The 21069-nt window shown below is 65.5% G+C and carries 21 protein-coding genes; 10 read left to right on the plus strand and 11 right to left on the minus strand.

From position 1 onward, the window contains the following. Nucleotides 1–3: 3 nt before the first annotated feature. From gspM to gspG, 7 genes are all read right to left on the minus strand, one after another. Nucleotides 4–561: a type II secretion system protein GspM gene (gene gspM / locus ACYZGB_RS12065; protein WP_462388513.1), complete on the minus strand. Its 558-nt coding sequence runs from the start codon at nt 559–561 to the stop codon at nt 4–6. Continuing rightward, nucleotides 558–1868 (minus strand): type II secretion system protein GspL, encoded by a 1311-nt coding sequence (gspL, locus tag ACYZGB_RS12070; protein WP_462388515.1) that lies wholly within the window; start codon nt 1866–1868, stop codon nt 558–560. Before gspL ends, gspM begins: the two co-directional genes overlap by 4 nt. 83 nt (nt 1869–1951) lie before the next feature. Continuing rightward, entirely contained in the window at nt 1952–2929 is a 978-nt protein-coding gene (gspK, locus tag ACYZGB_RS12075) for a type II secretion system minor pseudopilin GspK (RefSeq protein ID WP_462388548.1), read from the minus strand. Nucleotides 2930–3027: 98 nt separating this feature from the next. Beyond that, nucleotides 3028–3699, minus strand: coding sequence for a PulJ/GspJ family protein (locus ACYZGB_RS12080; protein WP_462388516.1), 672 nt, complete (start codon nt 3697–3699; stop codon nt 3028–3030). Then, complete coding sequence (gspI, locus tag ACYZGB_RS12085; protein ID WP_462388518.1) at nt 3699–4079, minus strand: type II secretion system minor pseudopilin GspI; 381 nt, start codon at nt 4077–4079, stop codon at nt 3699–3701. Before gspI ends, ACYZGB_RS12080 begins: the two co-directional genes overlap by 1 nt. After that, nucleotides 4076–4474, minus strand: a complete 399-nt coding sequence (locus ACYZGB_RS12090) for a type II secretion system protein GspH (protein WP_462388550.1) — start codon at nt 4472–4474, stop codon at nt 4076–4078. Before ACYZGB_RS12090 ends, gspI begins: the two co-directional genes overlap by 4 nt. A 148-nt stretch (nt 4475–4622) precedes the next feature. Beyond that, on the minus strand, nt 4623–5087 hold the full coding sequence (gene gspG, locus ACYZGB_RS12095) for a type II secretion system major pseudopilin GspG (protein ID WP_063460098.1): 465 nt from the start codon (nt 5085–5087) through the stop codon (nt 4623–4625). A gap of 48 nt (nt 5088–5135) precedes the next feature. Between gspG and ACYZGB_RS12100 the strand changes: the two genes are divergently transcribed. Then, nucleotides 5136–5591 carry a type II secretion system protein N gene (locus tag ACYZGB_RS12100; RefSeq protein WP_462388520.1) on the plus strand — a complete coding sequence of 152 codons (456 nt, stop codon included), beginning with the start codon at nt 5136–5138 and terminating at the stop codon, nt 5589–5591. Between the two features lie 46 nt (nt 5592–5637). Here the strand turns inward: ACYZGB_RS12100 and ACYZGB_RS12105 are convergent, their stop codons facing one another. From ACYZGB_RS12105 to ilvA, 3 genes are all read right to left on the minus strand, one after another. Then, nucleotides 5638–6225, minus strand: coding sequence for a histidine phosphatase family protein (locus tag ACYZGB_RS12105; protein WP_462388522.1), 588 nt, complete (start codon nt 6223–6225; stop codon nt 5638–5640). Then, nucleotides 6222–7028: an adenosylcobinamide-GDP ribazoletransferase gene (cobS, locus tag ACYZGB_RS12110; RefSeq protein WP_462388523.1), complete on the minus strand. Its 807-nt coding sequence runs from the start codon at nt 7026–7028 to the stop codon at nt 6222–6224. The genes ACYZGB_RS12105 and cobS overlap by 4 nt, the downstream gene beginning before the upstream one ends. An 85-nt stretch (nt 7029–7113) precedes the next feature. Beyond that, nucleotides 7114–8673, minus strand: coding sequence for a threonine ammonia-lyase, biosynthetic (ilvA, locus tag ACYZGB_RS12115; protein WP_462388525.1), 1560 nt, complete (start codon nt 8671–8673; stop codon nt 7114–7116). 357 nt (nt 8674–9030) lie between these two features. Here ilvA and ACYZGB_RS12120 point away from each other — a divergent pair, with 357 nt between their 5' ends. After that, nucleotides 9031–9480 carry an OsmC family protein gene (locus ACYZGB_RS12120; protein ID WP_462388527.1) on the plus strand — a complete coding sequence of 150 codons (450 nt, stop codon included), beginning with the start codon at nt 9031–9033 and terminating at the stop codon, nt 9478–9480. Nucleotides 9481–9527: 47 nt separating this feature from the next. On the opposite strand, the gene coq7 is transcribed toward ACYZGB_RS12120, so the two are convergent. Next, nucleotides 9528–10145: a 2-polyprenyl-3-methyl-6-methoxy-1,4-benzoquinone monooxygenase gene (gene coq7 / locus ACYZGB_RS12125; RefSeq protein ID WP_462388528.1), complete on the minus strand. Its 618-nt coding sequence runs from the start codon at nt 10143–10145 to the stop codon at nt 9528–9530. A 315-nt stretch (nt 10146–10460) separates the two neighbouring features. On the opposite strand from coq7, the gene ACYZGB_RS12130 reads away from it, so the two are divergent. The 8 genes from ACYZGB_RS12130 to ACYZGB_RS12165 all read left to right on the plus strand — a co-directional run bounded on the left by ACYZGB_RS12130 (nt 10461) and on the right by ACYZGB_RS12165 (nt 20879). Next, on the plus strand, nt 10461–11507 hold the full coding sequence (locus ACYZGB_RS12130; protein WP_462388529.1) for a porin: 1047 nt from the start codon (nt 10461–10463) through the stop codon (nt 11505–11507). 509 nt (nt 11508–12016) lie between these two features. Further along, nucleotides 12017–13597, plus strand: coding sequence for an ABC transporter substrate-binding protein (locus ACYZGB_RS12135; RefSeq protein WP_462388531.1), 1581 nt, complete (start codon nt 12017–12019; stop codon nt 13595–13597). Nucleotides 13598–13735: 138 nt separating this feature from the next. Next, a complete protein-coding gene (locus ACYZGB_RS12140; RefSeq protein ID WP_462388533.1) occupies nt 13736–14716 on the plus strand; it encodes an ABC transporter permease in 981 nt (326 codons plus the stop codon). A gap of 183 nt (nt 14717–14899) precedes the next feature. Beyond that, nucleotides 14900–16117, plus strand: coding sequence for a M20 aminoacylase family protein (locus ACYZGB_RS12145; RefSeq protein WP_462388534.1), 1218 nt, complete (start codon nt 14900–14902; stop codon nt 16115–16117). 89 nt (nt 16118–16206) lie between these two features. Then, the gene (locus ACYZGB_RS12150) at nt 16207–17787 is read left to right on the plus strand and encodes an ABC transporter substrate-binding protein (RefSeq protein ID WP_462388536.1); all 1581 of its coding nucleotides are present in this window, start codon (nt 16207–16209) and stop codon (nt 17785–17787) included. Nucleotides 17788–17907: 120 nt separating this feature from the next. Further along, entirely contained in the window at nt 17908–18819 is a 912-nt protein-coding gene (locus ACYZGB_RS12155) for an ABC transporter permease (protein ID WP_462388537.1), read from the plus strand. 21 nt (nt 18820–18840) lie between these two features. Continuing rightward, complete coding sequence (locus ACYZGB_RS12160) at nt 18841–19845, plus strand: ABC transporter ATP-binding protein (RefSeq protein ID WP_462388538.1); 1005 nt, start codon at nt 18841–18843, stop codon at nt 19843–19845. Then, nucleotides 19842–20879: an ABC transporter ATP-binding protein gene (locus ACYZGB_RS12165; protein ID WP_462388540.1), complete on the plus strand. Its 1038-nt coding sequence runs from the start codon at nt 19842–19844 to the stop codon at nt 20877–20879. Before ACYZGB_RS12160 ends, ACYZGB_RS12165 begins: the two co-directional genes overlap by 4 nt. Nucleotides 20880–21069 lie beyond the last annotated feature (190 nt).

Here is a 21069-nt window from a genome sequence, read left to right on the forward strand (position 1 = left end):
GGTTCACCGGTTGGGTGCCGTGGGCAGGGCCAGCACCAGGGTGCCGTCCCAGCGGGGCATGGCCACCACGGGGCGGCCCAGTGTGACCGGGGTGGGGCCTGCGGGTGCGGCGGCGGTGGCACTGCGGGTCAGGCGGGCCTCGACGGGGGTGGCGCGGGCATTGCTGCGTGCCTGGGCCAGCCACTGCGCCAGCGCATCGGCCGATGCACCTTTGAGGGTGATGGTGGCGCGGTCACCCACCACATTGAGCTGGGCCGTGGTGCCCAGGCGCTGCGTGAGGGCGGCGCGCAAGGCGCCGACGGCATCGCCGGGGCTGGTGGCGGGTGCGGCCTGAAGCTGCTGGGCTTCGGCCTGCAGGCTGAGCATGCGCTGCAACTGGGCGTCTAGCGCCGCATGGCGCGCGGGGGCGGCACGCAGGGTGGCCAGCGCCGGGGCCACGGCCACCCACCACAGTAAGGCCAGGCCCACCAGGGCGGCGGCGGCCAGCACAAGGTTCTGTTCACGGGGGGCCAGCGCGTGCCAGCGGGCTTTCAGTGCCGACTCAGGGATGGGGGGGGTCATGGGCTCACCTCGGTGCGCAGCAGCAGGCTGCCATCGTCCAGCCGGGCCCGGTAGCCCGCAGCCTGCAGGCGGGCCGAGAGCGCGGCTTCTTCGTCAGGGGCCAGCGTCACGCCGCGCAGGCGCAGCTCGCCGGGGGTGTATTCGATGCTGGTGGGCTGGCGGCCCTGTTGCTCCAGGCTGGGCAGTGCCGCCCCGGCGGCGGCAAGCAGGGGCTCCAGGTCGCGGGCCGACGCGCTGCCCGCAGCCTGCCGCAGCTGGGCCAGTTCGCGCTCCATCTGCACGGGGGCATCAACCACCACCTGCACCTTGGGGAAGGTCTGGGTGAGCGCAGTGCGCACGGCAACCTGCTTGGCGGCCAGCGCCTGGCGCTCTTGCCAGGCCCAGGCGTTGAGGCCCACCAGGTGGGCCACCACCAGCAGCCCTACGCCCCAGCGCGCGGCGCGCCATTGGGGCGCGTTCAGCAGCGCGCTCAGTGCACTGCCCACCTTGCGCAGGGCCCGGGTGCGGCCGGTGCTGGCCAGGTCGAACTGGGCCAGGTCCCAGTCGCCCCGGGCAGCATCCAGGGCGCGCTGACTGGCGGTGTGCAGCGCAATGCGTTGGCCTTGCTGGCCCAGCGTGCGTTCGGCCAAAGCGGCCACGGCGGGCTCAGCACGCACCGGCAGGGCGTTGCTGTTGTCTTGTGCGGCCACTGCATCGCCCACGGGAGCGCCTGCACGGGCCAGCGCCAGGGCCATGGGCGTCAGGGGCAACACGGCCACGCCCTGCTCGGCGCCCTGGCCGGTGAGCACGACAAAGGCTTCTTCCGGTGTGCCCAGCGCGCAGAGTTCAGGGCCGCCGCTGGCTGTGGGGCCGGGGGCAAATTCAGGCACCACGCGGGACACGCGGCGGCCAGCGGTTTCCAGCGCCTGCAGGTTCTCGCGCAGCCAGGTGCGGTCGCACACGGCCACCCACACAGGCTCGCCGCCCTGGGCCACGCCGTGGGCGCCAGGCTGCAATGCAAAGTGCAGCTGGGTGGCGTCGTCCAGCAGGCGGTCTTCGAGCAGGCCTTCGAGCACCGAGCGCAGCCGGGGTGTCTGCTGGCCTGCGCCCAGGGGCACACCGGCGGGCATCTGCACCCGCTGCCACGACAGCGAGCGGGCGGGCACCACGGCCACCACCTCGCCCCCGGGGCGGGTGGGCTCGGGCAGCAGGGCGGCGGGCGCAGTGGCGTGGCGAAGGGCGGTGTGGCCGTCTGCCGTCAGCGTGTAGCTGTACTCGGTGGTGGGGCCCGGACGGACCGGCGGCAGGAAAAGGATGAGGGTGCTCATGGGCAGGTTTTGCGGACCATTTTAGGGGGCGGACTTGACACTGGCAGCCAGTCGCTGCGCGGGTGTCGCCAATGTGCTGCAGCTCATCGCGGGAGTGGCGCTGTGGCCAGGGCGTTTTCGCGGTCAAACGCGCCCCGCTCGCGCCACAGCGTGGTCACGTCGATGCCCTGTTTGCGCACCAGCGAGCGTTCGTCCACCATCGCATCGCCCAGGCGCAGGCGGCCCCGCACTTCAAAGTAGGACGAGGCCACAGCGTGGGCGCTTTCGTTGATGTCGATGCTCGCGCCCACCAGGTCGCGCACCTCGCTGAGGGTGCGGAAATGCCGGGCCTCGCGCGCCTGCACCATCTTCTGCGCAGTGGCGCTGTCCATCCCGTCGATGGCGGCCATCAGCACGTCGATGCCGGCGGTGTTCAGGTTGACCGGCGTACGCACCGGTAGCAGCGTGACTTGGGGGGCCAGGGTGGCCACGGTGGCCGGGCTCAGGCCCAGCCATGTCAGCTGGCTGATGGTGGGGGGCAGCAGCGGCGCGGTATTGCCGTCGCTGCCCACGCCCGCCTGCGCCCGGCGCAGCCCATCCAGCAGCCGCGTGAGCTGCTGCGGGGGCAGGCCCAGGCGTTCGAACAGGCGGGTGAACTGCCGCAGCGCCACGGCCTGCACCTGCCCGCCTTCGGCCAGGTTGGTGATGTTCAGGCGGCCCTGCATGTCGGTGATCTGGCCTGACAGAAACGCCTCGGTGGTGTCGGTGCTGGCGTCATCGACCTGGCTCACGTTGTTTTCGGCGGCCAGAAAGGTGGACAGCCGGGCTTCCTCCAGCGGCACGGCCCAGGGCTCGGCCAGGTGGTCTGCGCCGCCCGAGCGCCCGTCTTCGCGCAGGATCAGGCGCGACCAGTCGAGTGCGCCGATCAGGATCCAGGTGGACTGCACCCGGCCCCGCTCGGCCGTCTCGACCTCCACCGCGCGCCACTGCTGCCACATGGCGGCAGCGGCGAACGTGGCCACCAGGGTGACGGTGAGCATGGCGGCGAGCAGGGCGGCACCGCGCGCCCTGTGCCTGTGCAATGGGCGCTGCAACAGCGGGTGCCACCGTGGAGCTGGCTTTGCCAGGCCACGGGTGGCGTCCCCCTGGGGGGATGCGGCGCAGCCGATCAGGGGGGTACTCACGATCTGCCTCCACCCAGCACCGGGTTGACCCAGTCGCGCGTAAGCTGGCCCGCCAGCGCCTGGCCGGGCGGCAGCGTGATCTGCAGGCGCACGCCATCGGGGACGGCGGCCGAGCTGTCGCCCGGCGTGGTGCCGGTGCTGGACAGCGGGTTGGACCAGGCGCCGCCCCGGTAATAGAAGATTTGCCAGCTTTCGAGTGGTAGCAGTGCCACTTCGTTGCGCCGCTCGGCATCACCCGGCGTGCGCGCCCATTGGGCCGCCTGCTGCCAGGCCTGCTGCCAGTCTGCGCGGGTGCGCACCGGGGGCGACTGCCAGCGCAGCCACTGGCCGCCCGTGTTGGTGTTGCGGCGCGTCCAGGCCACCACCAGCGCGCCCTCGTCGGGCACGGCACTGCTGCGGCGCGTGAGGCGCAGCACCTGGCCGTCCCAGTCCAGCGGCGTGGTGTTGGCAATCGGCATCAGCGCATCCAGGTCGGTGCCCCACTGGCCCAGCGCGGCCTGCAGCACCAGCATCTCATCGGCCCGCTGGCGCGTGATCTCCTGCGCCCGCACCATGCCATCCAGCCCGCGCCAGCTCAGGATGGCCAGCAGGCTCATCACGGCAATCGCCAGCAGCAGCTCGACCAGGGTGAAGCCGCGCGGGGCCTTGTGTGAATGCTTCTCCGACATCAATACCTGCCGATGATGGTGGAGATGCGCAGGATGGAGTTCTCACCATCCAGCACCTGCGCGTCGATGCGCCTAAAGCTCGGGTTGGGCGTGGGGCGCACGACGGTCAGCACCTGCAGCTGGCGCCCGGCCTGCTCGCAGGGCTGGGTGCTGTCGCCCACGCTGGGCATCTGGCGCGAGAGCCGGGCGCGCACCAGCTCGTTTTCGGCACAGAGCTGGGCCAGCACGATGTCGGACTGCCGCAGCGCATTGCGCGTGAGCGCCGAGGTGGCCTGCAGGCCCGCCATGAGCGCAATGGCCACGATGGCCAGTGCCACCAGCACTTCCACCAGCGTGAAGCCGTGCTGTTGGGGTGCTGGCGCGGCGAGGTTTTTTCTCACTGCACCGCGTCCACAGAAAACGGGCGCACGCCATCGGTGGCGATGCGCAAGACCCGCTCGGGGTGCGCCTGGTGGGTGATCAGCACCTGCTGCGGGCCGATGAGGGGCTCGGGGCCCAGCTGCAGCACGGCCGGGCCGCGCACGGTGGTGCCGTTGTCCAGCCACTGGTTGGGCAGCGCCGCCTGTGCGCTGGGCGGCAGGCCTTCAAACCGGAACCCCTCGGGCACGGCGCGCCAGCGCACGGGCAGGCCACCGGCCCGCGACTGCGCACGCGCGGATTCGAGCAGCGCCGCCAGCCGCGCGGCCTCGCGCTCCAGCTGCGTCTGCCCGCTGTCGCGCATGGCCAGGCCCGCACCGGCGGTGGCCAGCGCGACGATGCTGAGGACCACCAGCAGCTCTAAGAGTGTGAACCCCCCCTGAGCCGCTGCGCGGCTTCCCCCCGGGGGGACGATGCCGGTGGCCTGGCCAAGCCAGCTCCACGGCATCCCTCGCCTGGGGCGTGCCAGTTTCATAGGGTTGTAGGGCGTGGCAAAGAATGGGGCATCACTGCCAGCTGCCGATGTCGGCGTCCTTGCCTTCGCCGCCCGATTGGCCGTCGGCACCGAACGACATCACGTCGATCTCGCCCTTGATGCCGGGGTTCAGGTACTGGTAGGGGCGGCCCCAGGGGTCGTTGGGCAGCTTCTCCAGGTACAGCTTCCAGTTGCCGGGCACCGGGGCGGCGCTGGGCTTGATGACCAGCGACTGCAGGCCCTGCTCGGCCGTGGGGTAGCGCTGGTTGTCCAGGCGGTAGAGCTTGAGCGCCTGCATGATGTTGGTGATGTCGGTGCGGGCAGCCGTGACGCGGGCGTCGTCGGCACGTTCCAGCACGTTGGGCACGATGAGGGCGGCCAGCACGCCGATGATGACGAGCACCACCATCAGCTCGATGAGGGTGAAGCCCCGGGCCACGGTACGGGCCAGGCGGCGGGGGGCGGAGCGCACGAGGAGGGGAAGGGATGTGTTCACTGCAGGCGTTCTCTCGGTGGGTCGAATCGCGTGAATCATAATCGCCGCATGGTGACCAATTCGTACAGCAAATGGGGCGTCCGTCTGGGCACGCTGGTGCTCTGGGCCGCGGCCGGTGCCAGTGTGGTGTTCTGGGGGCTGCGCCTGTCGGCGCCCTCGGCAGTGGCGGTGGGCCCGGCGGTGGCGCCAGTCCCCGTGGTGCCCGATGCCCAGGCCCTGGCGCGTTTGCTGGGCGCCCAGCCGTCGGTGCCGGGCGCCGCGCCTGTGGCGCCCGTGGCCTCAGTGGCCAGCCGCTTCACGCTGATCGGTGTGCTGTCGGGCCGCAGCAGCGGCGGCGGGGCGGCCCTGATCGCGGTGGATGGCAAACCCGCCAAGCCCTTCCGTGTGGGGGCTGCGGTGGACGAGGGGCTGGTGCTGCAGGCGCTGGGGCCTCGGCAGGCGCAGCTGGGCGCTCAGGTGGGTGGGCCCGCCACGCTGACGCTGGACATGCCGCTCAAGAACTGAGCCCGCCTTAGATGCCTGGCACTGGCGCTTGGCTTTGAGCCTGGTTTCAGGCCAGAACCCGTACTTCCCATTCGCCCCAGCCGGGCGCCGCCACGGGCCAGTTGTCCGACCGGGGCATCACGCCTTCGCCATGCTGCTGCAGCCAGGCCACGCAGCGCGCCACGCCTGCGTGGGTGATCCACACCACATCGGCCCCGGCGTGGCTGTCGCTCCACTGGTGGGCCGCCTGCAGCGCCAGCGCCACCCGTCTGAGCATGTGGGACAGCGGCTCGCCGCCGCCGGGCGCGTGGTGGGCAAAATCTGCCGTCCAGGCATCGATGTCGCTTTTGGCGAGCGTGTTCCAGGCCCGGCCCTCCCAGGCGCCAAAGTCCATTTCACGCAGCCGGGCATCCGGAATCAGCATCAAATCGGGCCTTTGCGCGCACAGGGCTTGCCCCAGTTGCTCACATCTTTGTAGCGTCGAACAAAACACCCCCAGTGCTGGGGGCAGGGCGGCGGCCAGGCGCAGGGCGGCGGCCAGGGTGGCGGCCGGGTCGGCGGGCACATCCAGCGCGCCATAGCAGGTGCCCGGGGCCACCTGGGGGGCGGCATGGCGCACGAGCCACAGGCGGGTGCCCGGTGGGGAGGGCGTCATGCCCAGCGCAGGGCGAGCGCCGCGCCCAGGTAGAAGCCGATTTCGCTGACCTGCTGGGTGGCGCCCAGGCAGTCGCCGGTAAAGCCTTGCAGCCGCCGCGCAAACCAGCGCCCCATCCACGCGGCAGCTGCTGCGCTCAATATGACGGCTGCTATTAAGAAGATAGCTGATTGGGCATGCCAGACAAGCGCCAGCGGCACAAAACACCACACAACGGCTGTGGCCAGGGCTCCGCCCGAGATCTGGTCGGCCAGCGGTTTGCTTTTGGTGCGTGCCGTGTCGCCCACATGCGGCAGGCTGCGCACAATGAACAGCGGCCACAGCCGCGACAGCACATGCGCGCCGACCACGGCCGACAACGCGACGGCCAGGCTGTGTGCACCTAGCAATGCGAGCAGGCTGAGTTTGGACAGCAGGGCCAGCACCAGCGCCATGGCGCCAAAGGCACCGATGCGCGAGTCTTTCATGATGTCGAGCGCACGTTCGCGTTGGGCGCTGCCGCCCAGGCCGTCGGCGACGTCGGCCAGGCCATCTTCGTGAAAACCGCCCGTCATGAGCACGGTGGCCACGGTGCTGAGCACGGCGGCCATGGCCGGGGCAAAGGGGTTGGGGGCCAGCGCCCAGTGCAGGCCGCCATACACCCCCGCCGCCAGCAGGGCCGCAAGCCAGCCGATGCCGGGGAAGTGCGCAGCACTGGCGCGCAGCATGGCGGGGCTGTAGCCCACCCAGTCCGCCAGCCGCCCGGTGACGGGAATGCGGGTGAAGAACTGCACGGCCAGCAGGTAGTGGCGCAGGGCTTGCATGGCGTGCGGCGGGTGGGTTGGGTTTTGCTTCTATTTTGATAGCTATCAACACCCTTCTATCGGGCGGTGACGGCCATTTTGAGTATTATTTTGAGCGCAAAAACAGCCGGTAGGCCGGGTTGAGCGTCTCTTCCACATAGGGGTAGCCCAGCGTGGCCAGGAAGGCGTCGAAGGTGGCGGTGTCTTCGGGGGGCACCTGGATGCCCACGAGGATGCGGCCATAGTCCGCACCCTGGTTGCGGTAGTGGAACAGGCTGATGTTCCAGGTCGGCTGCATCAGGCTCAGGAACTTGAGCAGCGCACCCGGCCGCTCGGGGAAGGTGAAGCGCATCAGGCGTTCGTCCTGCGCCAGCGCCGAGTGGCCGCCCACCAGATGGCGCAGGTGCTCCTTGGCGAGTTCGTCGTGGGTCAGGTCCAGCGCCTCGAAGCCGTGGCGGCCGAAGTTCTTGGCGATTTTTTCCGATTCGCCCTTGCCATTGGTCGTCAGGCCCACAAACACATGGGCCTGGGCGGCGTCGCTGATGCGGTAGTTGAACTCGGTCACATTGCGCGCGCCGCCGGGCAGGCCTCCCACCACTTCGCAGAAGCGGCGGAAGCTGCCGCGCTCTTCGGGGATGGTGACGGCGAACAGGGCTTCGCGCTCTTCGCCCACTTCGGCGCGCTCGGCCACGAAGCGCAGGCGGTCGAAGTTCATGTTGGCGCCGCAGAGGATGGCGGCGTAGGTCTCGCCCTTGGTTTTGTTTTTGGCTACATATTGTTTGATGGCGGCCACTGCCAAGGCGCCTGCGGGCTCGACGATGCTGCGCGTGTCCACAAAGATGTCCTTGATGGCGGCACAGACGGCGTCGGTGTCCACCGTCACGAACTCATCCACCAGGCCCTGGGCCACGCGGAAGGTTTCCTCGCCCACGAGCTTGACGGCCGTGCCATCGGAGAACAGGCCCACGTCGGGCAGCGTGACGCGCTGGTGGGCGTTGACGGACTGGATCATCGCGTCCGAGTCGTTCATCTGCACGCCGATCACCTTGATCTCGGGCCGCACGGCCTTGATGTAGTTGGCCACGCCGGACACCAGGCCGCCGCCCCCTATGGCCACGAACACCGCGTCGAGCTGGTTGCTGCCCAGGCTTTGCAGCTGGCGCAGGATTTCCATGGCGATGGTGCCCTGGCCCGCGATGACCAGCGGGTCGTCAAACGGGTGCACAAAGGTCAGGCCCTGCTCCTTTTGCAGGCGGGCGGCGTGGTCGTAGGCGTCGGAATAGCTCTCGCCGTGCAGCACCACATCGCCACCCAGGGTTTTGACGGCATCCACCTTGAGCTGGGGCGTGGTGGTGGGCATGACGACCACAGCGCGCGTGCCCAGCTTGTGGGCGCTCATGGCCACGCCCTGGGCATGGTTGCCAGCGGAAGCGCAGATCACGCCGCGCTGCAGCTGCTCGGGCGTGAGGTGCGCCATCTTGTTGTAGGCGCCGCGCAGCTTGAAGCTGAACACAGGTTGCTGGTCCTCCCGCTTCAGAAGCACCTTGTTGTGCAGGCGGCGGCTGAGGCTCTTGGCGGGCTCCAGGGCCGACTCCACTGCCACGTCGTACACACGGGCGGTCAGGATCTTCTTGAGGTAGTCGGCGGGGGTGAGGTGCTGGGTCATGGCAGGGCAGGTGGGGCCGCCACGGGGCCGCAGCGGGGGCCCACATCATAGGGGGTCGGTTTTGGTGGGCCGATTTGCCGGTGGGGCCGTCACGCGACCGGTTCAGCCAAAAAAAAGCCCCGGGCCGTGAGGCCTGGGGCTAATCCATCCTTTGAGGAGATGGAGGAGACAATCGGTGCGGGGCAAGTGCCGGATTCCGGGCCTCTTGCCGCCTGCCGTTTCCTTTCTGTTCGAAAGCGGCAGCGCATGGGCGAAGTTTAGCGCGAGTCTTGTTGCGATGCAGCAAAATTCGCATCAAATTCTTTTCGTTTCGGTTTTTTGTGCGAAAAAACCACGTGTCATACAGGAGAAACACAAATGGAATGCACAGTCAGTTGGACCGGCGGGGCGGGAACCCGCTCGGGCATGGGTTTTGTAGCCGAGACCGGCAGCGGCCATGTTTTGACCATGGACGGCGCCCCGGATGCTGCCAACCCCGCCAATGGCGGGCAGAACCTGGCGCCTCGCCCCATGGAAACCGTGCTGGCAGGCACGGGCGGCTGCACAGCCTATGACGTGGTGCTGATCCTCAAGCGTGGCCGCCATGATGTGCGTGGCTGCAGCGTCAAGCTGACCACCGAGCGCGCCCAGACCGACCCTAAGGTGTTCACCAAGATCCACATGCACTTCACAGTGACCGGCAAGGGCATTCCGGCGGCAGCTGTGGAGCGCGCCATTGCCATGAGCCACGACAAATATTGCTCGGCCAGCATCATGTTGGGGAAAACGGCGGAAATCACCACCGGGTTCGACGTGCTGGAGGCCTGAGGAGCAGGCTGCCGGGGCGTTGCAGCTCCGGGCCGCCTGCTTGCTGCTCAGAAGTAGTGGGCGGTGGTGGTCATCACCTTGGCCGCCGCCTTCATGGCCAGGCGCGCCGGCGCGGGCAGCTCCAGCGCGCCGGATGCGCGGGCCTGTGCTGCGTGCCGCTCTTCGTCGTCTTTCATGCGCGCGACCACGGCCCGCGAGGCGAGGTCCTGCGCGGGAAGTCGGTCGAGGTGACTCTGCAGATGGGCTGCCACCTGGTTTTCCGTTTCCACCACAAACCCCAGGCTGGCACGGTCGCTGACCTTGGCCGCCGCCAGGCCCAAGGCAAACGCGCCCGCAAACCACAAGGGGTTGAGCAGGCTGGGCCGGGCGCCGAGTGCGTCCAGCCGTTGCCGGGTCCAGGCCAGGTGGTCAGTTTCTTCCCGCGCCGCCTCCTGCAGGTGCGCGCGCAACGTGGGGTCGCGGGTCACGGCGGCCTGGGCGGTGTAAAGCGCCTGTGCGCACACCTCGCCCACGTGGTTCACGCGCATCAGGGCACCAGCAAGCCGCTTTTCTGCGGGCTCCAGCGCGGCTTCGGCCATGCCGTGGGCGGGCGTTCTTTCGGCCGCCCGGGGTGATGCAAAAAGGGTGCGCAGCGCGCTGTCTGCGGCAGTCAAAAAAGCGTCCATGGATACCTTTGGGCGCGAAGGGTGCGCCGAAACACAAATTGCAGCTTGATACAAAAAATCAATGTGCGGGGCACGGGAGTTGCATGGCCAAAAGCGATTCTGCCCCTATGCACTGGAATGTTGCAACACTGCAACGGAATTTCCCTTTCGGGGCGATTGTGGGTGAATTCCTTTGCGAAACCCGGCCGGGTCTGGTGCAATAAGAGCAACTTCCCCACCAGGAGGTTGGCCCGGGAAACCGGCGGGACTGTGCAGGTGCTTTCACCATAGACCCCCCGTACCGGAGCCCGATGTTTAACCTTGGAGTAACTCGCAATGAAAAAATCCCTGATTGCCCTGGCTGTGCTGGCTGCTTCCGGCGCTGCAATGGCTCAATCTTCCGTGACCCTGTTCGGCGTGGTTGACGCAACCTATGCCTACGGTTCCGGCAGCGTCGCTAACAAGTCGCAACTGACGAACTCCGGCTACAACAGCAGCCGTCTGGGTTTCCGCGGCGTTGAAGATCTGGGTGGCGGTCTGTCCGCTTCGTTCTGGCTCGAAGCTGGCGTGAACAACGACAACGGCACCGGCGGCGTTACCAACACTAACAACCAAGCAGCTACCAGCACTGGCGGCGGTCTGGTGTTCAACCGTCGTTCTACGGTCAGCCTGAATGGCGGCTTCGGTGAAGTGCGCCTGGGCCGTGACTACACTCCCCAATTCTGGAATCTGACCGTGTTCGATCCGTTCGGCACGAACGGCGTGGGCACGTCCCAAACCCTGAACTCCAGCCTGGGTGGCCCTACCACCATTCGCGCTTCGAACTCCATCGGCTACTTCCTGCCAGGCAACCTGGGCGGTTTCTACGGCCAAGCCCAGTACTACATGGGTGAAAACCTGAGCAACGCTGCCAACAAGAAGGACGGCAACGGTCTGGCTCTGCGCGCTGGTTACGCCAACGGCCCCATCAACGTGGCTCTGGCTTTCTCTGACACGAAGTTCGTGACTGGCAACATTAAGGCGTTCAATCTGGGCGGTCAGTATGATTTGGGCATGGCCAAGATCATGGCTCACTACAACAGCGACGACATCAAGAACGGCAACGAAGGCAAGGGTTTCCTGATCGGTGGTCTGATCCCCGTGGGCGCTGGCGAAGTTCGTCTGGCTTACTCGACCTACAAGATCGACACCGTGGGTGCTGATCCCCGTTCGAACAAGATCGCTCTGGGCTACGTGCACAACCTGTCCAAGCGTACCGCTCTGTACACCACGTTCGCTCGCGTGAGCAACAAGAACGGCGCCGCTCAGTCCCTGAACGGTGCAGTGACTGCTGCAAACCGCAACTCGACCGGTTACGACTTCGGTATCCGTCACAGCTTCTAATATCAACACTGGCTTATGCCAGTGGCCGATATAAAAGCAAAAAGCCGCCTTCGGGCGGCTTTTTTTTGCCCGCTTGGTGGCTTGCGGCTCGGGGGTGTGGTGCTGGGTATTTGTTATTTGTAGTGGCAGACTGATAGATTGCCGCTTGGGGTGGCTCTGCTAATGCTACGTGATGAATTCTGATGATGCGGAGGCGGCGATTCTTCGGTCTGTGCTGCTTGGGTTTTTTGATGGTGCAAGGTGTGAGAAGTGGGGTCGAGGAAATGCACGTTTGGAGGGCTGCAAAAGAGATTTTGGCCCTTTGCTGCTGCGGGATGACGCCTTGTAACCCTATTTCAGGCCCAATCTCTTTCAACTGAGAGAAGCCGACTGATTGGCACCATCCTTGCCTGAGATACCTGCCGAAAGCAGCATGGATTGGCCCTTCGGTGCACCCGGGATTCAGGGATTTCCCGTTGGCTATGGAGCAAACATTACTGCATAGTAAAACTTTTATTCAAGAGGGTTCCATGAAACTCAAATGCAGTCTTTTGTCGGCGGCTGTAGCTGCCGCGCTGTTGTGTGCACCTGCGGTACATGCCAAGCCCTTCAAATGGGCGAGCCAGGGGGAAATCGCCACGTGGGATATCCATTCTCAAAACAATGCCCTGCAAAATGGCATTCACGCCAATGTGTATGAGAGCCTGGTTTACTACAACAGCAAGACATTTGAGGTGGAGCCTGTGCTGGCAACCGCCTGGAAGGAAGTGAGCCCCACGCAGGTGCGTTTCACGCTGCGCCAAGGGGTCAAGTTCCATGATGGCTCGACGCTGACCACGGACGATGCCGTGTACTCGATCCAGCGCGCCATGGCCAAGACCTCGAACTTCACGCCCTACGTCCAGGGCATCAGCAAGGTCGTGAAGGTCGATGCCCAGACCTTCGACGTGATCCTGTCGGCGCCCAATCCGGTGCTGCTGCGCCAGATGACCGAGCTGCGCGTCATGAGCAAGGCATGGGCGGAAAAGAACAAGTCGGTCGAGCCCAAGGACATCAAGGGCACTGACGAAAATTTTGCGCACCGCAACGCAATGGGCACCGGCCCCTACACGCTGGATTCGTGGCAGCCCGATGTGAAGATGGTGTTCAAGCGCAACCCCAACTGGTGGGGCAAGATGGATGGCAACGTGACCGAGATCGTCTACACCCCCATCAAGTCGGCCGCCACACGCATTGCGGCGCTGCTGTCGGGCGAAGTGGACATGGTGCTGGACCCCACGCCCCAGGATCTGGGTCGCCTGCGCGCCAGCCCTGACCTCAAGGTGATTGACGGTGTGGAAAACCGCACCATCTTCCTCGGCATGGATCAGTTCCGCGAAGAACTTACTGGCTCCAACATCAAGGGCAAGAACCCGCTGAAGGACGTGCGCGTGCGCAAGGCGCTGTACCAAGCCATTGATGCGGAAACGATCTCGCGCAACATCATGCGCGGCCTGGGCAAGCCGACGGGAACCCTGGTGTCGCCCCAGGTGGCGGGTTACACCGAAGCGGTGGGCAAGCGTTTCCCCTACAGCGTGGAAGCTTCCAAGAAGCTGCTGGCCGAAGCGGGCTACCCCGATGGTTTTGAAGTGGACTTTGCCTGCCCGAACAACCGCTACATCAACGACGAGGCCATCTGCCAGGCCGTGACCGCCATGTGGTCGCGCGTGGGCGTGAAGGCCAAGCTGCGCACGCTGCCGCTGGTGAACTATTTCCCGATGATTCAGCGCTACGAAGCCAGCATCTACATGCTGGGCTGGGGCGTGCCGACCTTTGACGCGCTGTACAGCCTGCAGTCGCTGACCCGCTCCGTGGGCCAGGGTGGCGACGGCAACTACAACGTGGGCCGCTACAGCAACCAGCGCATGGACTACCTGGTGGACCGCATCAAGGCGGAAACCGATGCGCCCGTGCGTTCGCGCATGCTGACCGAAGCGCTGCAGCTATCCAACGACACGGTGTCCCACATTCCGCTGCATGACCAGGTGATCCCATGGGCCATGAAGAAGAACGTGGAACTGGTGCACCGCGCCGACAACCGCGTGGACATGCGTACGGTCAAGGTGAACTGATCTCGCTCAGCCTGAAGAGAGCAAGGGCCCGGTGGTCCTTGCTCTTTTTTGACTTAGATTGAAGACGTCTCGCCCACCGGCGCCCTGGCCATCAAAAGTGGCTGCGGCGCTCCCATCGAACACTCACTCGACTCTCCGATGCTTGCCTTTATATTGCGCCGCCTGATACAGGCTGTGATTGTCATGATCACGGTGGCCTTCATCTCCTTCATGTTGTTCCAGTACGTGGGAGATCCCGTGGTGTTCCTGCTGGGCCAGGATGCCACCCCTGAACAGATCCGTGAGCTGCGCGCCTCACTCGGTCTGGACAAACCCTTCTTTGTGCAGTTTGGCCACTTCCTGGTGAACGCAGCCCAAGGCGAATTCGGCCTGAGCCTGCGCCAGGGCGCCAAGGTGTCGCGGCTGATTGCCGAGCGTTTCCCGGCCACACTCGAACTGGCCCTGGTGGCTGCATTCCTGGCCCTGGCGATTGGCGTACCCATGGGGGTTTACGCAGCGCTCAAGCGCGGCACGTTTACCAGCCAGCTGTTCATGACCCTGTCGCTGCTGGGTGTGTCCCTGCCCACCTTCCTCATCGGCATCCTGCTGATTCTGGTTTTTGCAGTCACGCTGGGCTGGTTCCCGAGCTTCGGGCGCGGTGAAGTGGTGCAGATGGGATGGTGGAGTTCCGGCCTGCTCAAGGCCAAGGGCTGGCACCACATTATTCTGCCGGCCGTCACACTGGCGATCTTTCAGCTCACGCTGATCATGCGGCTGGTGCGGGCGGAAATGCTGGAGGTGCTGCGCACCGACTACATCAAGTTTGCGCGCGCACGGGGCCTGTCCAACCGGGCGATCCACTTCGGCCATGCGCTCAAGAACACGCTGGTGCCTGTGATGACCATTACTGGCCTGCAACTTGGTGGCCTGATCGCCTTTGCCATCATCACCGAGACCGTGTTCCAGTGGCCGGGCATGGGCCTGCTGTTCATCCAGGCCGTGACCTTTGCCGACATCCCCGTGATGGCGGCCTACCTCTGCCTGATCGCCCTGATCTTTGTGGTGATCAACCTGGTGGTGGACCTGTTGTACTTTGCAGTGGATCCCCGCCTGCGCGTTGGTAAGGCGGGAGGCCATTAGAGATGAGGCTCCCCCTGAGTCGCTTCGCGCCTTCCCGCTCTCTCGCATTGCGTTGCAATGCGGGAGGGGGGAGCCCCCAGCGCACGCAAGCAACGCGCCGCCTTCGCGGCGGGGCGGCCCTTGCGCGGGGGCACTGGCAGTTTCACGCATTGTGGGTTGCGTGTAGCTCTGTGGACAACTGAAATGCAGTCGCTTCGATACAAAGCGGGTGGACGGGCGTTTGCACACATCGCCCAGTTCCATCCCGAGCTGACGGCACTGCGGCGTGACTTGCACGCCCACCCCGAGCTGGGGTTCGAGGAGGTCTACACCAGCAAACGTGTCAAGGAAGCCTTGATGCTCTGCGGTGTGGACGAGATCCACGAGGGCATCGGCCGCACGGGTGTGGTGGGTGTGATCCGGGGGCGAAGCACGTCCAGCGGCAGCATGGTCGGCCTGCGCGCTGATATGGATGCGCTGCCCCTGGCCGAGCACAACGATTTCTCCTGGAAGTCGTGCAAACCCGGCCTGATGCACGGTTGTGGCCATGATGGCCACACCGCCATGCTGGTGGGCGCCGCGCGCTACCTGGCGGAGACCCGCGATTTCGACGGCACGGCGGTGCTGGTGTTCCAGCCCGGCGAAGAGGGTTTTGCAGGTGCCCGCGTGATGATGGAAGACGGCCTGTTTGACCGCTTCCCGGTGCAGTCCATCTATGCCATGCACAACTGGCCTGCGATGAAGCCCGGCACCGTGGGCATCAATGCTGGCCCCATGATGGCGGCGGCTGACCGCTTCACCATCGAGATCACCGGCCGTGGCGGCCACGGGGCCCATGCCTACCAGACGGTGGACGTGCTGGTCGTGGCCGCGCACATCATCACGGCCGCGCAAAGCATCGTCTCGCGCAATGTGCGCCCCATCGAAAGCGCTGTGGTCAGCATCTGTGCCGCGCAGGCAGGTGACCTGGGGGCCTTCAGTGTGTTGCCCGGATCCGCCACCCTGGTGGGCACCGTGCGCACGTTCGACCCCGTGGTGCAGGAGATGGTGGAAAAGCGCCTGAAAGAGTTGTGCAACGCCATCGCCCTGGGCTTTGGCGCCACGGCCACGGTGCACTACGAACGTATCTACCCGGCCACCATCAACACTGAAAGCGAAGCCATTTTTGCGGGCGACGTGGCCGAATCCCTTCTGGGGGCGGACCATGTCGTGCGCGACCTGGAGCCCAGCATGGGCGCCGAGGATTTTGCCTTCATGCTCCAGACCCGCCCCGGCGCCTACCTGCGCCTGGGCCAGGGCACGGGGGCCAGCGGCAGTGCATTGCACAACAGCCGCTATGACTTCAACGATGACATCCTGCCGCTGGGCTCTGCATTGCACGCAAGCCTGATCGAGCAATCGATGCCGCTGGCCATGCCCTGAGAGCGCGCATCTCGTTTCTCCACGCAACGCCACACCCCATCCCCTTGGATGTCCCCCTTTCGTATCCTTTTTTTCACGAGGAGATTCCGATGAAATTCCAGAAGAAAGTTGCCCTTGCCACGTTGTTTGCCGCCATGGCAACGGCCAGCTTGGCGGCCAGTGCGCAGACCATCCGGATTGCCAACCAGGGCGACTCGCTGTCCATGGACCCGCACTCGCTCAACGAGTCGCTGCAGCTGAGCGTGACCGGCAACGTGTACGAGCCCCTGGTCGGCCGCAACAAGGACCTGAGCCTGGCGCCCGCACTGGCCACGGCCTGGAAGCAGACCTCGCCCACCGTCTGGCGCTTCGAGCTGCGCAAGGGCGTGCAATTCCATGACGGCACGCCGTTCACCGCCGACGACGTGGTGTTCAGCTTCGCGCGCACCCAGGTGGAAGGCTCGGACATGAAGAGCTACACCAACGACTTCAAGGAAGTGCGCAAGATCGACGACCACACGGTCGAGATCGAGACCAAGACCCCGTTCCCCATCCTGCCCGACGTGATCTCGCTCGTGTACATGATGAGCAAGAAATGGTGCGAGACCAACCAGGCCCTGGGCCCGGTGGACCGCCGCAAGGGCATCGAGAACGCGGCGTCGTTCCGCGCCAACGGCACGGGCCCCTTCCGCCTGCGTGAGCGCCAGCCCAACGTGCGTTCCGTATTCACCCGCAACGGCACCTACTGGGGCAAGATCGAAGGCAACGCCACCGAAGTCGTTTTCACCCCTATCAGCAACGATGCAACCCGCGTGGCGGCCCTGCTGTCGGGCGAAGTGGACGTGATGGAACCCGTGCCTGTGCAGGACATCGACCGCGTGAACGGCGGCGCCAGCACCCGCGCTATCACCGGTCCCGAGTTGCGGACTATCTTCCTGGGCATGGACCAGAAGCGCGATGAGCTGCTGTACTCCAACGTCAAGGGCAAGAACCCCTTCAAGGACAAGCGCGTGCGCCAAGCCTTTTATCAGGCCATCGACATCGAAGGCATCAAGCGCACCGTGATGCGCGGCGCCTCCAACCCCTCGGCCCTGCTGGTCGGCCCTGGCGTCAACGGCTTCCAGCCCGATGCCAAGCGCCTGCCCTACGACGTGGAAGCCGCCAAGAAGCTGCTGGCCGAAGCGGGTTACCCCAACGGTTTTGAAGTGGCCATGAACTGCCCGAACGATCGCTACGTGAACGACGGCCGCATTTGCCAGACCGTGGCCGCCAACCTCTCGCGCATCAACGTCAAAGTCAACCTGCAGGCCGAAACCAAGGGCACGTACTTTCCCAAGATCCTGCGCCGCGACACCAGTTTCTATATGCTGGGGTGGACGCCCGCTACCTATGACTCGCATAACGCCCTGAATGCGCTGGTGCGCTGCGTGGACGACAAGGGCGCTGGCCAGTTCAACCTGGGTGCGTACTGCAACCCCAAGGTGGACGAGCTGACCCTCAAGATCCAGTCCGAGACCGACAAGGCCAAGCGCAACGCCATGATCAAGGAAGCGTTTGACCTGCACGCTGCTGATGTGGGCCACATCCCATTGCACCAACAGGCTCTTGCTTGGGGCGTGAGCAAAAACGTCAAGCTGGTGCAGATGGCGGATAACTTCATGCACTTCAAGTGGATGAGCATCAACAAGTAAGCCCGTCCGCACAAAGATCGAAGAGAAGAAAAGAGAGAACAACCGGTTCTCTTGAAAGTTCGCACCACCGCCCGGCTGCTACCCGGGCCGGGCGGCGGTGTTTGTTTACTGGTTCCCACAATGAAAACAACCCTTGCCCGCTGGCTTGACAGCGATGTCGGCTACAGCTTTCGCACATCGCCCATGGCGATGGTCGCTGCCGCGATTGCGCTGATCTGTGTGTTCTGTTCGGTGTTTGCCGGATGGGTCGCACCACACAACCCCTTTGACCTGGCCACGCTGGAGCTGAGCGACGCCCGCTTGCCCCCCGCCTGGAGCGCCGAAGGCTCCATGAAATACCCCCTGGGCACCGACGACCAGGGCCGTGACATCCTGTCTGCGCTGATCTATGGCGCCCGCATCTCGCTCGTCGTGGGCCTGGCCTCCGTGGTGCTGTCGGTGCTGGTGGGCGTGGCTTTCGGTCTGCTGGCAGGCTTCAAGGGCGGCTGGATCGATGCCGTGCTCATGCGCCTGTGCGACGTGATGCTGTCCTTCCCCGCCATCCTGGTGGCCCTGCTGATTGCCGGTGTGGGCCGTGCGCTGTTCCCCAACGCGCACGAATCCCTGGCCTTTGGCGTGCTGATCATCTCCATCTCGCTCACCGGCTGGGTGCAGTACGCGCGCACGGTGCGCGGCTCCACGCTGGTCGAGCGCAACAAGGAGTACGTGCAGGCCGCCCGTGTGACGGGCGTGTCGCCCCTGCGCATCATGCGCAAGCATGTGCTGCCCAACGTGATGGGCCCGGTGCTGGTGCTGGCCACCATCCAGGTGGCCACGGCCATCATCACCGAAGCCACGCTGTCCTTCCTGGGCGTGGGCGCGCCACCCACATCGCCCTCGCTGGGCACGCTGATCCGCATCGGCAACGACTACCTGTTCTCGGGCGAATGGTGGATCACGGTGTTCCCCGGCGCCATGCTGGTGCTGATTGCCCTGTCGGTGAACCTGCTGGGCGACTGGCTGCGTGATGCCCTCAACCCACGCCTGCGTTGAACCAGAAGAAGTGACGACCCCATGAGCCTCCTAGAAGTCAAAAACCTCGTTGTCGAATTTCCTGGCCGCCGCGGTACCCTGCGCGCCCTGGACGACATTTCCTTTTCCATTGCACCTGGTGAGATCCTGGGTGTGGTGGGAGAGTCCGGCGCTGGCAAATCCCTCACCGGCGCGGCCATCATTGGCCTGCTGGAGCCACCAGGCCGCGTGGCCTCGGGCCAGATCCTGCTGGAAGGCCAGCGCATCGACAACCTCAGCAACGAGGAAATGCGCCACATCCGTGGCCGCCGCATCGGCGCGATCTTTCAAGACCCGCTGACCTCGCTGAACCCGCTGTACACCGTGGGCCGCCAGCTTACCGAAACCATCCTGGCCCACCTGCCGGTCACTCCCGCCGAAGCGCGCCAGCGCGCCATTGCACTGCTCAAGGACACCGGGATCCCGGCAGCCGAGGAACGCATCGACCACTACCCGCACCAGTTCTCCGGCGGCATGCGCCAACGGGTGGTGATTGCCCTGGCCCTGGCCGCCGAGCCCAAGCTCATCGTGGCCGACGAGCCCACCACGGCGCTCGACGTATCCATCCAGGCGCAGATCATCACGCTGCTCAAGAACATCTGCAAATCGCGCGGTGCGGCCGTGATGCTGATCACCCACGACATGGGCGTGATCGCAGAAACCTGTGACCGCGTGGCTGTGCTGTATGCCGGGCGTGTGGCCGAGATCGGCCCGGTGCACGACGTGATCAACAAGCCTTCTCACCCCTATACCAGCGGCCTGATGGCCTCCATCCCCGACATGGCGGTGGACCGTGAGCGCCTGAACCAGATCGACGGAGCCATGCCCCGCCTGAATGCCATTCCCCAGGGCTGCGCCTACAACCCGCGCTGTCCCCAGACCTTTGACCGCTGCATGACCGAACGCCCCAACCTGATGGACGCAGGCTCCACCCGTGCCGCCTGCTGGCTGCACGCCGGTGCGTCCACAACTGCCACTACCGCCACGAAAGCCGGGGTGACCGCATGAGCGCCGCTACCACCACCACTGCGGCTTCCGCACCCGTGAAGAGCAAGGCCCTGGTCCAGGCCCACGACCTGGCCAAGACCTTTGATGTTTCCGCCCCCTGGCTCAACCGCGTGATCGAGCGCAAGCCGCGCACCCTGCTGCATGCAGTGGACGGCGTGAGCTTCGAGATCGAAAAGGGCAAAACGCTGGCCCTGGTGGGTGAGTCCGGCTGCGGCAAAAGCACCGTGGCCCGCCTGCTGGTGGGCCTGTACGAGCCCACACGCGGCGGCCTCACGTTCGACAACCAGGACGCCCACGCCGCCTTCAAGGGCAACGATGCGCGCGCCATGCGCCGCCGCATCCAGATGATCTTCCAGGACCCGTACGCGAGCCTGAACCCGCGCTGGCTGGTGGAAGACATCATCGGCGAGCCGCTGCGCGAGCACGGCCTCATCACCGACAAGGCCGAACTCAAGGCCCGCGTGGGCGAGCTGCTCAAGTCCGTGGGCCTGTCGCCGCTGGACATGGTCAAGTACCCGCACCAGTTCTCCGGCGGCCAGCGACAGCGCATCTCCATTGCGCGTGCGCTCGCCACCGAGCCCGAGTTTTTGGTGTGCGACGAGCCCACCAGCGCGCTGGACGTGTCGGTGCAGGCCCAGGTGCTCAACATCATGAAGGACCTGCAGCGCGAGCGGCAGCTCACCTACCTGTTCATCAGCCACAACCTCGCCGTGGTGCGCCACGTGAGCGACCAGGTGGGCGTGATGTACCTGGGCCGCTTGGTGGAACTGGCTGACAAGCACACGCTGTTTGACACCCCGCGCCACCCCTACACGCGCATGCTGCTCGATGCCATCCCCAAGATGCACGACACCGGCAAGGCGCGCACCCCCGTGCAGGGCGAGGTGCCGAACCCGCTGAACCCGCCGCCCGGTTGTGCGTTCAACCCCCGCTGCCCGCATGTGAATGACCGCTGCCGCACCGAGCGCCCCAAGCTGCTGAGCATCGGCGGCATCCGCATTGCCTGCCACGCGGTGGAAGAGGGTCGTATTTGATAGCTTGCTATCAAATATATAGCTATAAAGGCGTGATGGAAGCGCGGTAACGGCCATTTTCTTGGCGGTTTCAACAACGAAGTGCGCCAATCCCCAGTGTAAGTGGGCTCACTTTGTAGCCGTGGAACACCTCATGCGGAGTCTTCCAGCCCAGGCATCTGCGGGGCCTGTGGTTGAGCCGGTACACGGC

This window comes from Acidovorax sp. Q11, assembly GCF_054950075.1.